The organism is Dyella sp. (genome assembly GCF_035486915.1).
GTDB lineage: Bacteria > Pseudomonadota > Gammaproteobacteria > Xanthomonadales > Rhodanobacteraceae > Dyella_B.
In genome coordinates, this window is sequence record NZ_DATHMR010000188.1 from 1 (window position 1) to 12,930 (window position 12,930).

A 12,930-nucleotide genomic window follows, 5' to 3' on the forward strand; every position below is an offset into this window, starting at 1 on the left:
GCGTCGGATTTGCTGATGCATGCGCTTGCCGTCGCCATCGTTATCGGGGTGAATGCCCTGATGGGCGGGCGTCTGCTTTCACGTGCCTGAGCCCCGGCTCCAACCTCGCAGAGGTGGGAGCGCCATGACCGCGGACCCGTCCGCTGGCTAGGGTGTAAAGCACCTGAAACAAGGCGTTCAGCGAACTGGATTCGCACCCCTGAAAAGACGCCGGAATGAATCTCCAATAGCTGATTTTCAAGCGCCCACTTGACGTCTCATTACGGTCGGGCGGATATACTGGAGCTGCGCCATCCCGCGCAGCCGATACGCCGCGAGGCCCTAACTCTTGATCACATCCCGTAATGCCAAGGCCGTCACCACGGCCACCCTGCGCAAGTCCGTCATCGCCGCGCTTGAAGACCTCAAGGCCAAAGACATCCGCGAGATCGATGTCCGCGGCAAAACCTCCATCGCCGACCTGCTCGTGATTGCTTCCGGCACCTCGGCACGCCACGTCAAATCCATCGCCGACGAAGTGGTCAAGTTCGCTAAAAAGGCGGGCGTGATGCCGCTTGGTGTCGAAGGCGAACGGGAAGCGGAGTGGGTGCTGGTGGATCTGGGCGACGTCATTGTGCACGTCATGCTGCCGCGCATCCGCGAGTTCTATGGCCTGGAACGTTTGTGGACCGTTGCCGACCGCGATGAGCAGGGCGAAGCCGCTCTGGCCACAGGTTAAAGAAAATCCGGCATGCGTGCCCGCCTGATCGCCATCGGCGAACGCATGCCCGCATGGGTTGCAGAAGGGTTTGCCGAATACCGCAAACGGCTGTCCCACGATTTGCCCCTCGAATTGGTCGAATTGAAACCCGGTGCGCGCGGCAAAGGGCGCGATGATGCGCGTGCGATACAGGAAGAGGGTGCCGCCATCCTCGCCGCGCTACCGCGCGATATTCACGTCGTTGCGCTCGATGGTGGGGGCAAGATGTGGTCCAGCGAAGAACTCGCCGAGCAGCTGGCGAAGTGGCGCATGTCCGGGCGCGATATCGCCTTTCTCATCGGCGGTCCCGATGGCCACTCGCCCGACGTTTTGGCTCGCACCGATCAAAAGTGGTCATTGGGTCCGCTTACGTTGCCGCATATGCTGGTCCGGCTTGTGTTCGCCGAACAGCTTTATCGCGCTACGACGTTGCTCGCCGGTCATCCCTACCATCGGGCCTGAGTCGACGAAGGCTTCAACGCGAGCACGCAACATTGCATCGCACGCGGAGCCTTCATGAACGTCCAGATTCGCCAAGCCACCATCCACGATCTCGATGTGCTGGTTCCCTTGTTCGATGGCTATCGACAGTTCTACGAGCAGGTATCCGACCTGGCGCTTGCGCGCAGGTTTCTCACTGAACGTTTTGCGCATCACGAGTCGGTGATTCTGCTGGCCTGCGATCCGCAACAACGTGGACTTGGTTTCACTCAGCTCTATCCATTGTTTTCGTCCGTCCGTGCCGTGCGCACCTATTTGCTCAACGACTTGTTTGTTGCAACGGATGCTCGCCGTCATGGCGTAGCAAGGTCATTGATGCTGGCGGCTGCCGATCATGCGCATGCGTTAGGTGCAGCCAATCTTTCACTTACGACAGCGCTGGATAACACCCCTGCACAGGCACTTTACGAGTCGCTTGGATGGCAGCGCGATCGGCAATTCTGCGAATACGGTCTCGTGCTCTAGCGAATTGCCGCTTTCCCGTTCGTACATCCGCGTGGTTCTTTTCTCCGCCTGGCGCAACGCCAGCAACGGTGTCTGTTGCGCGGCCCCTTGACGGCGGGTGTCATTGTCACAAATATGCAACCTTACGAGATGCTGACGTACTGTTTGGCGAATGGTTTTGCTGAAAAACACACGTCGCGATATCGCGGGAAATATCTCGCCAAAACAATACGTTAATTGTGTGCGCTACCCGCGCCAGCAGATGAAATGGCGGGGCGCACGGTCTCAGGGACGAGTCCTTTATGAACTCAGAGCGTGGCTCGATCACGAGAAGAAAGTTTTTGCGAACTCGGGAGGGCAATCATGGGCTCATTTAAAGAAGCTGTCAGCGGGACGGACGCCGTTTGGCATCGCGCATCGAACGTCGGCATAAGATTGTTGGCGCTAGCGCTTATCAGCGTCCTGCTCGCGTGGCGCCTGGATCCAGCGCTGCACACTGGATTCAATCCGGGATTGGCATGGAGGAATGCACTTCCGCTCTTCCTGATTGCGCTGTTGCTTTATGGCCTGTTCGGGCGAATCGTCCTCGCGGCTGTTGTGAGTGCGGCCCTTATCGCGCTCGTCTACAAGATCAATGCGATCAAAGAGAGAAACCTTCATTCGCCACTCACGCCGGATGATGCGGTACTGAGTCATCAGGTGGCGGGCAACATCGGTTTCTTTGCGCATTACGCCGGCTATCACGTCATTGTCCTGGTGCTTGCGCCGGTTTTACTCGTTATTGCGGTTGTAGCTTTGTGGCGCAGGGAAGCGCACCTTTTTAAACCGCACTGGGTAACGCGCGTGACATGGGTATTGCTGTCAGTTCTGGGCTTGTATGCGCTGATGCAAGGCTATCGTCCGTGGCGCGAATGGTATGCAAGCAACGCCATGATCGGCTATCAGCAGTGGAACCCGATATTCAGCGCGCAAAGCAAAGGGTTCACGGCTACTTTCGTGAGAATGTATCAAGACAGACAGTCGTCTGTTCCGCCTCCCGACAAATCGGTTGTCGCGACTTTTGTGAGTCATCACGCTAAGGACATAGCGCAGCGTGAAGAACGTCAACCGCCGCAGGAATTGCCCGACATCGTCATCGTTCAGAGCGAAGCCTTCTTCGATCCGGGTGTGTTGAAGAATGTCGATTACGGTCAGTTCGATCCGAATTTCGAACGCCTTGCCGCCATGGGGATTACCGGCAGTCTAAACACGCCCACATATGGCGGCGGCACGATTCGAACCGAATTCGAAACGCTCACCGGTTATCCGATGATGGCGTTTCCTGCCGTGCAATATCCTTATTTTGGCTTGGCTCACCCCTGGATGCCGACTATTCCACGACGTCTGCAAGCGTTGGGTTACACAACCACGCTTTTTCATCCCAACGACGGCGATTTCTGGAATCGCGACGAGACGATGCCCGCGCTCGGCTTCCAGCACATGTATTTTGAAGACGCTTTCAAGGGTGCCCCACGTGCGGGCCTGTTTGTTTCCGATCGATCGCTTTTCGATGCCGTACTCGCACATCTGGATGATTCACATTCGCCGCCGAGCTACACCATGGTCATCACCATGGAAAATCATGGCCCATGGAATCGCGATCCGGGCCAACTGGCAAGCCTTCTGAAAGCCAACCCTCTGCCTGAGGGTCTTTCCGAAGAAGGCACCGAGCAGATGACGTATTACGCCTCGCACCTGATCAATGGCGATGCCGCACTCGCGGATTTTGCAGCCCGGCTACTTGCCCGCAAGCGCTGGACGATTTTCCTCTTCTACGGCGATCATCTGCCTGCACTCGATGCGGCTTATCAGGATCTGGGCTTCGATGACAACAGAGCGGCGTATCAGGAGCACACGCGTTACATGATGTTGTCGAATCGTCCGTTTGATCCTCGTCAGCGGCGTCAGGTCGACTTGTCCGCCTACGATCTTCCCGGGCTGTTGTTTGATGTGGCCGGCTTGCCTGAGGACGGGTATCTCGCCCTGGCGTCGACGATTCGCTTAGCATCTACGCATGACGATGTCGCCAACGCCGATAGCTACCGCGATGTGCAATTCAATGCAGCGAGGCTGGAAGTTACGTGCGGGCACAAATTGAATTCAGCCGAAGACTGCCCGCCCTGATCCAGAACATTGCTCACTTCGTTACCGGCACACAGGCGGTTATGCTTGCGCCTGACGTGTTGGAGGAAGTGGCTCATGCTCTATTTGGCTTCGCAGTCGCCGCGGCGTCGCGATTTGCTTGGACAGCTTGGTGCGGCGTTTTCGGTGCTCGAAGTGGATATCGTGGAACAACGGGCTATCGACGAATCGCCGCATGATTATGTTCGGCGTGTGGCGTGCGACAAGGCGAAAGAAGGCCTTGCGTCGCTGGACGCCGATAAACGCGCTACCGCCGTTGTGCTGGGCGCGGACACGGAGGTGGTGCTGGACGGCGACGTTTTCGGTAAGCCCAGCGATGCCGCCGATGCCGCCGCGATGCTGCGGCGTCTGTCCGGACGCATGCACGAAGTCATTTCGGCGGTGTGGCTGGTGAGCGACGATCGCGAAGTCGGGGAGGTCTGCGTATCAAAAGTTCGCTTCGCCACACTCGACGACGCAACGATCGATGCTTACGTCGCAAGCGGAGAGCCTTTCGGCAAGGCCGGTGCCTACGCCATTCAGGGACGCGGTGCGACGTTGATCGAATATCTGGAAGGCAGTTATTCCGGTGTGATGGGGTTGCCGCTGTTCGAAACGGCACGACTGCTGCGAAATTTTGACGCGAAAACAGCGTGAATGTTTACGTGCTGCCTGCGATCGTAGCGAACAGTGCAATGAGCGCAAACAGGTTGTAGACACCGTGCGCCACCACGGCTGGCCACAATGACGACGATTTCAATCGCAGCCACGCGAGCCCCACCGCAAGCAGGATCAAGCCAGGCAGCGCAAACCATTTGAAATCCAGCCCTTCCAGATGCACGACGCCAAACAGCACGGCGGAGATCGTGATCGACCATGCCGTCGATAAGCGGCGCATCAACGCGGAGAGCAACACGCCACGAAACAGCAGCTCCTCGATCAGCGGCCCGACGATGACCATCACTATCGCCAACGGCAGTCGCAGGTTTTCCGAAGCGTGGCGGCTGAGTTCTTCGACATTTTGCGAAACCGTCTGGCCGTGCGCCAGCAGTTCGGTGAGCACGCCACCCAGCGGGGGAGCCACGACACCGACGATGAACGCCCATACATACCAGTAGGCCGATGCGGCGGGTGCGAATCCGAATCCTTGCGGTGGCGCGAGCGACCAGAGTGCAGGCCATTTGCGATGCACGATGCTCAGCATCACCAATGCAATAAGCGGCAATCCCACGATGACGAACAACGCATTGCTATCGGGTCTTTGTAACAACGCCATTACGTGACCATGCAAATCGGCATGCGAGAGATCGGGATGGCGAATGCGCTCAACCGCGCCCACGATGAGACTGACTATCGCCCCCGCTGCCGCCTGCATCAGAAAATAAAGCACAATCAAGCCGAGCGCGATCAGCACACTCGGCGCAGAGGATCTGGCGGCTCCGGATGGCGACATGGATTCGTCGGGGTTCGCCGGTTTTTCAGTCATGCGTAACGCGCTGGTCTCAGCTCACCATCATCGCGCGGCCTAGACCGACGACCGCCATGACAACCAGTGCGCCCCAGCCCACGGTGGCAATCATGTAGCCCGGGCCGCGCTTGCTCGCATCCTTCAAGTAAGCCAGCGCGTACCAGACGCGGCCGACGATCCATACCAGGCCCGCGATACCTGCCCACAGTTCGAAACCGAAATGGCCCGCCAGTAAAAGTACCGGCAAAAACATGACCGCACTTTCCAGTGTATTCATCTGTACCCGGTAGGCGCGCTCGAACGCCGGATGCCCGCTGATCGCCGGAGCTTCGATGCCGTATTTCGCCCTTGCACGAACCACCGCGTACATGGTGCCGAACATCAGGAAGACCGTCAGCAGGGTAACCAGCTCAGGCAGGTAATGGATCATGGACACACTCAGCGACGAAGGTGATGCCACTTTAGCGGGTTTGGTGCCATGCTGTGGGGGATGGCCGGAATGGCCGGCCGACACGTTTGGCGACACGTAAGTCGGAGGTCTTATGGATTGGCAGAAAGGCGAACGCAGTCAGAACGTCGAAGTCGACAGCGGCGGCGGTAGCGGCGGCCCCCGTTTTGGCGGAGGGCGCATGGGCATCGGTGGCCTGATCATCCTGGCCATTCTCGGGTGGGTGTTCTTCAAGAACCCGATGGCGCTTCTCAATCAAGACAATACTCAACCCGGCGCCTACGCACCTTCCGGGCAACCGGCGCAGGTGGACCCGCAACAGATGGATTTTGTACGTGCCATTCTAGGCTCGACCGAAAAAACCTGGAGCGACATTTTCAGCGGCATGGGTCGTACCTATGTCGATCCGAAACTGGAGCTTTTTAGCGGTGGCGTAAACACTGCGTGCGGCGCGGCATCGACGGCCGTTGGCCCGTTCTATTGCCCGGGCGATCAGAAGGTTTACTTGGACCTGGATTTCTTCCGCGAACTGGATACACGATTCCACGCCAGCGGCGATTTTGCGCGCGCCTACGTTATTGCCCATGAAGTGGGGCATCACGTGCAGAACCAGTTGGGCATCTTCGACAAAGTGGCTCAGTTGCAGCGGCAGGGTGCTCGTATGGAAGGCGCGGATGGTTTGTCGGTGCGCCAGGAACTTCAGGCCGATTGCTTTGCCGGCGTCTGGGCAAATCGCACGCAACAGCGCTTGCAGTGGTTGCAACCTGGTGACGTCGAGTCGGCATTGAATGCCGCAAGCCAGATTGGTGACGACACGTTGCAGCGTGAAGCACGCGGCACGGTCGTACCCGACTCGTTCACGCACGGCACCTCGGAGCAGCGTGTGAAGTGGTTCAAGACCGGATTGCAGAGCGGCGATATTCAACAATGCAATACATTTAGTGGCACGCTTTAAATAAGCCAACTGCCCCTCTACGGGGCAGTTGTTGTCGGGTGGCGATGGGTGGATAGAATTCTCGCGATGTTCAGGGGGCGCGTTTAGTCATCGTTATGATCCATCCGTGCTTGCGCTGTGGCGCGTGTTGCGCCCATTTTCGTGTGGCCTTCCATTGGTCGGAAGCGGATTTTGGCCTAGGTGGAGTCGTGCCGGTCGAATTGACGGAGAAGCTCGATGCGCATCGGCTCGCCATGCGTGGCACGTGGGCGCAGCGTCCGCATTGTATTGCGCTGGAAGGTACGTTGGGGGAAAGCGTGCGTTGCGGCATCTATGCGAGACGCCCGTCCGTTTGCCGGGACGTGGAACCGTCATGGGAAAACGGCAACTCCAGCGCGCAGTGCGACAACTCGCGTATGGCGCACGGACTGGAACCGCTCACGCCGCAGGATTGGATCGACTTCGCCGCCGTCAACACCGCGTGATGCGCCAACAGCGTCAACGCATCGGTGGACTCACTGCATCATTCTCAAATGCAAGCACGAACTGTCGAAGATCATCCTCGTTGACATCCGAGACGGCGACATACTGCATGTTGCGGGACGCCCAGCGAATCACGGTGTAGCCGTGCCATTGCGTGATGTCTTGTGCCGACGTCGTTGACGTCGAGGGCCATTGATAAAGATTAATCACATGCAGCCGGCGCTTGTAAACGAGCGCTGCGACACTGTGACCGTCCAATGCATCGAGTCGCCCGCCGATCAGCGGGAAGCCCTCGCCAGCGAGATCCTTCACGCGGGGTGAAAAATCGAGCTTGCCTTCGAACCACGGCTTCACCGTATGCTGATCGGTCGAAACGACATCCATGAGATGTTGCTGCTGCATCGAGCGAATATGGCTGGAAACCGCATCGCCGACCATCGCGCTGGTATCTCCACCGCGCTGGTGCTGCATGTACAACCACATCGGGGCGACGAGCAACAGCGCGCCGACAAAACCTGCCGCCATGGCCAAGCCGACAAGTCCGCGGCGCGGCTTGGCGATGACGGGCGACGTCGCGCGTTCGGGTGCTTTCCACTGCTTGCGCAACTCGTCGGGTGCGTGCCGATAGAGCGATGACTGCGCCATCGCTTTACGCAGTTGTGCATAGTCCGCGTAATCGGCAGCACATGTGGCGCAACCTTGCATGTGCCGCGTGATCGCCACGCTCTGTGCGGCATCGAGCTCATCATCGAGATAGGCATGCAGGAGCAGCCTCGCGTCATTGCACATCATGACGGCGTGCCTCCGAGGGTTGTTGAGTTAGCTCGGTTTTCAAGCGTTCTCGCGCACGCGCAAGACGCGACATGACCGTTCCGATTTTCTGTCCGGTGATGGAGGCGATCTCCTTGTACGAACACTCTTCCAGTTCGCGAAGAACAATGACTTCACGCAGCGGATGGGGAAGTTTTTCCAAAGCCCTTTGCAGCGAAATTACATCGGTTGCGAGCACCATGCGTGCTTCGGGCGAAGGCTGCTCATCGGTGATGGTATGCACGTCATCGTCGAATGATTCGTGCATGCCATCGGGCGATGCTTTTGAGCGCAATGAATAGAACGTGTTCCGTACGATGGCGAGCAACCAGACTCGTGCGTCCGTGCCATGAAAGCTGTCGAAATAGCGGAAGGCGCGAAGCAGGGCCTCTTGTGCGACGTCCTGGGCATCCGCATCGTCACGCGCCAACCAGCGAGCGAGGTTGTACGCGGCATCCAAATACGGCAAGACACGAACCTCGAAGTTGACGCTTCGATCGGCGCTGGCGCGAAATGGAGTGCTCTGAAAGTCAGCTGGCATAAAAGGTATTACCGCTGTTCAAGCGACTTTATTCCCTTCGCGGAAAACCGGGAATAGGCCGGCCGCTGCGCCGGTAATGCAGGTGAGGGCGTGGCATGGGCAACGCCCATTCCTTCAGGCAGTGGCCTGATCAAGTCGGGGTAGGACATCATGCAGGACGTTCATGACAACCAGGCCCAGGGCCGTCGCGATTTCCTCAAGTGCATGGCCTGGGCAGGCGCAGGCACCTTGTGGCTAATGAAAGGCGGGGTGCTCCACGCGCAGCCATTGGGTGACGGGGCGGGGGCTGCTGCTAGGGACGCAAGCTTTAGCTTTGCGCAAATCAGCGACTCGCATATCGGGTTCCACAAAGCGCCCAACACGGACGTGGGCGCGACATTCAAGGAAGCGCTGGCGCTGGTGAAAAAGCAAAAGCCGACGTTCGTCATGCACACCGGCGATCTGACGCATCTATCGAAACCCGAACAGTTCGATACGTTAGCGGGTTTAGTGCAAGGCGCAAACGTCGGTCGTGTGTTCTATGTGCCAGGCGAACACGATGTGATTGGCGATAACGGCGCGGAATACTTTCGTCGCTTTGGCGAGCGGCAGCAACCGGGCGGCTGGTATAGCTTCGATCAAGGCGGCGTGCATTTCGTTGCGCTGATCAATGTGCTCAATCTGAAAGCAGGTGGGCTGGGCTCGCTCGGCGCCGACCAGCTTGGGTGGCTCAAGAACGACCTCGCCGGTCTGTCATCCGAAACACCCGTTGTGGTTTTTGCGCACATGCCGTTGTGGTCGGTGTATCCGCAATGGGGTTGGGGCACGGACGATAGTACCGAAGCGATGTCGTATTTACGGCGCTTCGGTTCCGTCAGCGTACTCAATGGCCACATCCATCAGATTCAGCAAAAGGTGGAAGGCACCATCACGTTCTATACCGCGCGTTCGACGGCCTATCCACAACCGGCACCTGGCGTTGGGCCAGGGCCGGGACCGTTGCAAACCGTTGCGCCCGATGCCTTGCACCGCTACATCGGCATTCGCGATGTGCGGCATGTGCAGGGTAAAGATGCACTGGCGGTGACAGAGGAGGCGTTGTCATGACGACGCTTCATGCACGACATGCGCACTGGATGTGGGTGGCGATGTTATTTGTCGCCCTCGGCCTTGTCCGGTCCGCCTGGGCGGCAGATGTCGCTCTGCCAAAAGCGAAGATTTACCGGGTTGAGATCCACGGCTTTGCGTTCTCGCCCAAGACGTTGAGCGTGCCTGTCGGTTCGCGCGTGACGTGGCTCAACAGTGATGAAGAGCCCCACGTTGTCACGAGTGCGGGCTCTCTGTTTACGTCGTCAAAAGCGCTGGATACGGGCGATTCGTTTAGCACGACGTTCCAAAAGCCTGGAACGTATGCGTATTACTGCTCGATCCATCCCATGATGGTGGGAACCATCATTGTGCAGTGACGGTGGCCTTTGCGGTATCGAATCGATAGATATCCATGGCAAGGAAGCCAAGGTCGATGCCCGCATCAATGCGTTGTGCCGTGAACGCTTCACCTGCAGCGCCCAACGCGACGTAAAGCGGTAAGAAGTGTTCATCGGTGGGGTGCGCACGTTCCGCAAAGGGTGCCTGGCGACGGTAATCTAGCAGCGCACTTACGTCACCGTCTGTCATTTTCTGTTCGATCCAGCTAATGAACGGACGCACGTAAGGTGCTTCGCGTTCTTCGCTGTAACCTGCGCGAAAATCATGAAGGTTGTGCGTGATGCTGCCGGACCCAATGACAAGCACGCCTTGCTCGCGCAGAGGCGCGAGCGCTTGGCCGACTGCGTATTGATGCGCGGGCCCCAAATGAGGCTGGATGGACAACGGCACGACGGGAACGTCGGCATGTGGATAAAGCAGACGCAACGGTACCCATGCACCATGATCGAGACCGTGCGCGGCATCGAGCGTCGGAACAAGTCCGGCGCGATCGAGCAAGCCCATCACCTGTGCGGCGACGTCCGGTGCTCCGGGTGCCGGGTAGCGAATGTCGAACAGCTCACGCGGGAAACCGTAAAAGTCATGAATGGTCTCTGGATGCGCCGCGCCACCTACCGTGGGCGAGTGCGCAAGCCAGTGCGCCGTGGCAATGACGACGGCTTTAGGTTTCGGCAATTCCGACGCGAGCGCAGCCAGACGTTCGCCGACCTTTCCCGGATGCAGGGCCGTCATCGGCGACCCGTGTGAGATGTATAGACTGGGCAGTGCGTTCATGGCGCTCAAAAGCTCGTTCTGGTAACCCATACGTATGGGCCGATCGAGCGATTTTCAGCGACGAACGCTAGGAAACGCACTGTTGCGCCGTTTGAACGATTGATCGCTTACTTGCGACGCGGTGGCTTGCCGCCGCCATGTCCGTGTGGGCGGGGCTTTCCGCCACCGTAACCGCCACGCGCATGCGACGGCTTGTGGTCGCCATGCTTGCGCGGCGGACGCTCGCCGGCATCGGCTTCTTTGCCGTCCCATTCGCTGATGCGCAGCGTCTGCTGATTGACCCACACCTTTTTCAGGTGCTCGAAGACTTCACCCGGCATGCCGTCGGGCAGATCGATCAGGCTGTAATCGCCGCGAATGCTCAGCCGGCCGATGAATTGGCTCTCCAAACCCGCTTCATTGGCGATGGCGCCGATGATGTTGCCGGGTTTCACACCGTGTTCGTGGCCCACTTCGATCCGATACGTGCGTTTGCCCGCTTCCGTTGCGTGCGGACGGACCTGGTGTGGCGTGAATTCTCGCCGATCACCGTCACGAGGGCGCGACTCGCGTGCTGGGCGATGCCCATCGCCGTCTTTTGCATGCCTAGGCTGCGTGTCGCGCTCACGCGTATGTTCACGTTCGCGTTCGCGTTTGGCAGGTGGCTCAAGCAACAACGGACGGTCGCCTTGCGCAATACGCGCCAGCGCCGCGGCAATCTCCACGGCGGGAATGTTGTGTTCCTGCTCAAACTGTTCGATCAATTGCTGGAACTGTGTGAGGCCGCCGACAGCCAGCGTGTCGCTGATGCTCTGCTTGAAGCGCTCGATGCGACGATCGTTGACGGCTTCAACCGTCGGCAGCTTCATTTCTTCGATCGGCTGACGGGTGGCGCGCTCGATCGCGCGCAACATGCCTTTTTCGCGCGGTGTAACGAAGAGGATGGCCTCGCCACTGCGGCCCGCGCGACCCGTGCGCCCGATGCGATGCACGTAGCTTTCGGTGTCGTACGGAATGTCGTAGTTCAGCACATGGCTGATGCGATCCACGTCCAGGCCGCGTGCAGCGACGTCCGTGGCGACGAGAATGTCGAGCTTGCCTTCTTTGAGCTGCTGGATCACACGCTCGCGCTGTGGTTGCGCGATATCGCCGTTGATGGCGGCAGCGGCGAGTCCGCGCGCCTGCAGCTTTTCGGCCAGTTCTTCCGTTGCCTGCTTCGTGCGCGCGAAGATGATCATCGCGTCGAACGGTTCGGCTTCGAGAATACGCGTCATCGCATCGAGCTTGTGCATACCGCTGACCCACCAATAACGCTGGCGGATATTGGCGGCGGTAGTGGTCGCCGCCTTGATGGTGACTTCCACCGGATCTTTCAGATGCCGCTGCGCAATCTTGCGGATCGGAGGCGGCATCGTGGCAGAGAACAATGCCACCTGGCGTTCCGGCGGCGTGGCTTGCAGCACTTTCTCCACGTCATCGATAAAGCCCATGCGCAGCATTTCATCGGCCTCGTCCAGCACCATGAAACGCAGCTCGGAGAGATCGAGTGTCTTGCGATCGAGGTGATCGATCACGCGTCCAGGCGTGCCGACCACGACGTGCACGCCACGACGCAATGCATGCAACTGTGGACCGTAGCTCTGGCCGCCGTAGATCGGCAGCACCTGAAAACCCGGAATATGCGTGGCGTAACGCTGAAATGCTTCAGCCACCTGGATGGCCAATTCGCGTGTCGGTGTCAGCACCAACGCCTGCGGCTTGCCGACTCGCATTTCGATGCGAGAAAGAATGGGCAATGCAAAGGCAGCCGTTTTGCCCGTGCCGGTTTGCGCCTGCCCCACTACGTCGCGGCCTTTGAGCAGCGGTGGAATCGTCGCAGCCTGGATCGGCGAGGGCGCTTCATAACCGACATCCGTCAGTACACGCAGCACTTCTGCCTTGAGGTCGAGCGCAGAGAAGCCAGCGGCAGCTGGGGCGGAGTCGGAAGAGGGGGAGGACATGGGGAAACCTCGACGTGGCATGCACGAGGGCATGCGGGAGAATGGTCACTATTGTAACAGCCTACAGCGGTTATACCCTTGTTCTGAGGCTGTCCAGTCACCTTGCCATCAGGAAATCCGCATGCAAAACCGCTTGAAAGACCGGGTCGCGCTGGTTACGGGCGCTTCTTCGGGGATCGGTG

At 58.9% G+C, this 12,930-nt stretch carries 15 protein-coding genes; 9 read left to right on the forward strand and 6 right to left on the reverse strand.

Annotated elements, in window-relative coordinates; translation table 11 throughout:
* The first annotated feature begins 328 nt into the window (after nucleotides 1-328).
* From rsfS to VK725_RS15340, 5 genes are all read left to right on the forward strand, one after another.
* Nucleotides 329-718 carry a ribosome silencing factor gene (gene rsfS / locus VK725_RS15320; protein WP_325318922.1) on the forward strand — a complete coding sequence of 130 codons (390 nt, stop codon included), beginning with the start codon at nucleotides 329-331 and terminating at the stop codon, nucleotides 716-718.
* Between the two features lie 12 nt (nucleotides 719-730).
* Nucleotides 731-1,201 (forward strand): 23S rRNA (pseudouridine(1915)-N(3))-methyltransferase RlmH, encoded by a 471-nt coding sequence (gene rlmH, locus VK725_RS15325; protein ID WP_325318923.1) that lies wholly within the window; start codon nucleotides 731-733, stop codon nucleotides 1,199-1,201.
* Between the two features lie 54 nt (nucleotides 1,202-1,255).
* On the forward strand, nucleotides 1,256-1,705 hold the full coding sequence (locus tag VK725_RS15330; protein WP_325318924.1) for a GNAT family N-acetyltransferase: 450 nt from the start codon (nucleotides 1,256-1,258) through the stop codon (nucleotides 1,703-1,705).
* Between the two features lie 342 nt (nucleotides 1,706-2,047).
* Complete coding sequence (locus tag VK725_RS15335; protein ID WP_325318925.1) at nucleotides 2,048-3,847, forward strand: LTA synthase family protein; 1,800 nt, start codon at nucleotides 2,048-2,050, stop codon at nucleotides 3,845-3,847.
* 75 nt (nucleotides 3,848-3,922) lie between these two features.
* Nucleotides 3,923-4,501 (forward strand): Maf family protein, encoded by a 579-nt coding sequence (locus VK725_RS15340; RefSeq protein WP_325318926.1) that lies wholly within the window; start codon nucleotides 3,923-3,925, stop codon nucleotides 4,499-4,501.
* Between the two features lie 4 nt (nucleotides 4,502-4,505).
* Here VK725_RS15340 and VK725_RS15345 read toward each other — a convergent pair whose 3' ends face one another.
* Together VK725_RS15345 and VK725_RS15350 are read right to left on the reverse strand one after the other, a co-directional pair.
* The gene (locus VK725_RS15345; protein WP_325318927.1) at nucleotides 4,506-5,330 is read right to left on the reverse strand and encodes a type II CAAX endopeptidase family protein; all 825 of its coding nucleotides are present in this window, start codon (nucleotides 5,328-5,330) and stop codon (nucleotides 4,506-4,508) included.
* A gap of 16 nt (nucleotides 5,331-5,346) precedes the next feature.
* On the reverse strand, nucleotides 5,347-5,739 hold the full coding sequence (locus VK725_RS15350) for an MAPEG family protein (protein ID WP_325318936.1): 393 nt from the start codon (nucleotides 5,737-5,739) through the stop codon (nucleotides 5,347-5,349).
* 115 nt (nucleotides 5,740-5,854) lie between these two features.
* On the opposite strand from VK725_RS15350, the gene ypfJ reads away from it, so the two are divergent.
* Together ypfJ and VK725_RS15360 are read left to right on the forward strand one after the other, a co-directional pair.
* Complete coding sequence (ypfJ, locus tag VK725_RS15355; protein ID WP_325318928.1) at nucleotides 5,855-6,715, forward strand: KPN_02809 family neutral zinc metallopeptidase; 861 nt, start codon at nucleotides 5,855-5,857, stop codon at nucleotides 6,713-6,715.
* Between the two features lie 95 nt (nucleotides 6,716-6,810).
* Entirely contained in the window at nucleotides 6,811-7,179 is a 369-nt protein-coding gene (locus tag VK725_RS15360) for a YkgJ family cysteine cluster protein (protein WP_325318929.1), read from the forward strand.
* Between the two features lie 13 nt (nucleotides 7,180-7,192).
* Here the strand turns inward: VK725_RS15360 and VK725_RS15365 are convergent, their stop codons facing one another.
* Nucleotides 7,193-7,969 (reverse strand): anti-sigma factor, encoded by a 777-nt coding sequence (locus VK725_RS15365; RefSeq protein WP_325318930.1) that lies wholly within the window; start codon nucleotides 7,967-7,969, stop codon nucleotides 7,193-7,195.
* Nucleotides 7,956-8,528, reverse strand: coding sequence for a sigma-70 family RNA polymerase sigma factor (locus VK725_RS15370; RefSeq protein WP_325318931.1), 573 nt, complete (start codon nucleotides 8,526-8,528; stop codon nucleotides 7,956-7,958). The genes VK725_RS15365 and VK725_RS15370 overlap by 14 nt, the downstream gene beginning before the upstream one ends.
* Nucleotides 8,529-8,678: 150 nt before the next feature.
* On the opposite strand from VK725_RS15370, the gene VK725_RS15375 reads away from it, so the two are divergent.
* Both VK725_RS15375 and VK725_RS15380 read left to right on the forward strand, forming a co-directional pair.
* Nucleotides 8,679-9,614, forward strand: coding sequence for a metallophosphoesterase (locus tag VK725_RS15375; protein WP_325318932.1), 936 nt, complete (start codon nucleotides 8,679-8,681; stop codon nucleotides 9,612-9,614).
* A complete protein-coding gene (locus tag VK725_RS15380; RefSeq protein ID WP_325318933.1) occupies nucleotides 9,611-9,973 on the forward strand; it encodes a cupredoxin family copper-binding protein in 363 nt (120 codons plus the stop codon). Before VK725_RS15375 ends, VK725_RS15380 begins: the two co-directional genes overlap by 4 nt.
* Here VK725_RS15380 and VK725_RS15385 read toward each other — a convergent pair.
* Together VK725_RS15385 and VK725_RS15390 are read right to left on the reverse strand one after the other, a co-directional pair.
* A complete protein-coding gene (locus VK725_RS15385) occupies nucleotides 9,960-10,769 on the reverse strand; it encodes a class III extradiol ring-cleavage dioxygenase (protein ID WP_325318934.1) in 810 nt (269 codons plus the stop codon). The two genes, VK725_RS15380 and VK725_RS15385, sit on opposite strands and share 14 nt — an antisense overlap.
* Nucleotides 10,770-10,876: 107 nt before the next feature.
* Entirely contained in the window at nucleotides 10,877-12,748 is a 1,872-nt protein-coding gene (locus tag VK725_RS15390; protein ID WP_325318935.1) for a DEAD/DEAH box helicase, read from the reverse strand.
* Nucleotides 12,749-12,930: the final 182 nt, after the last annotated feature.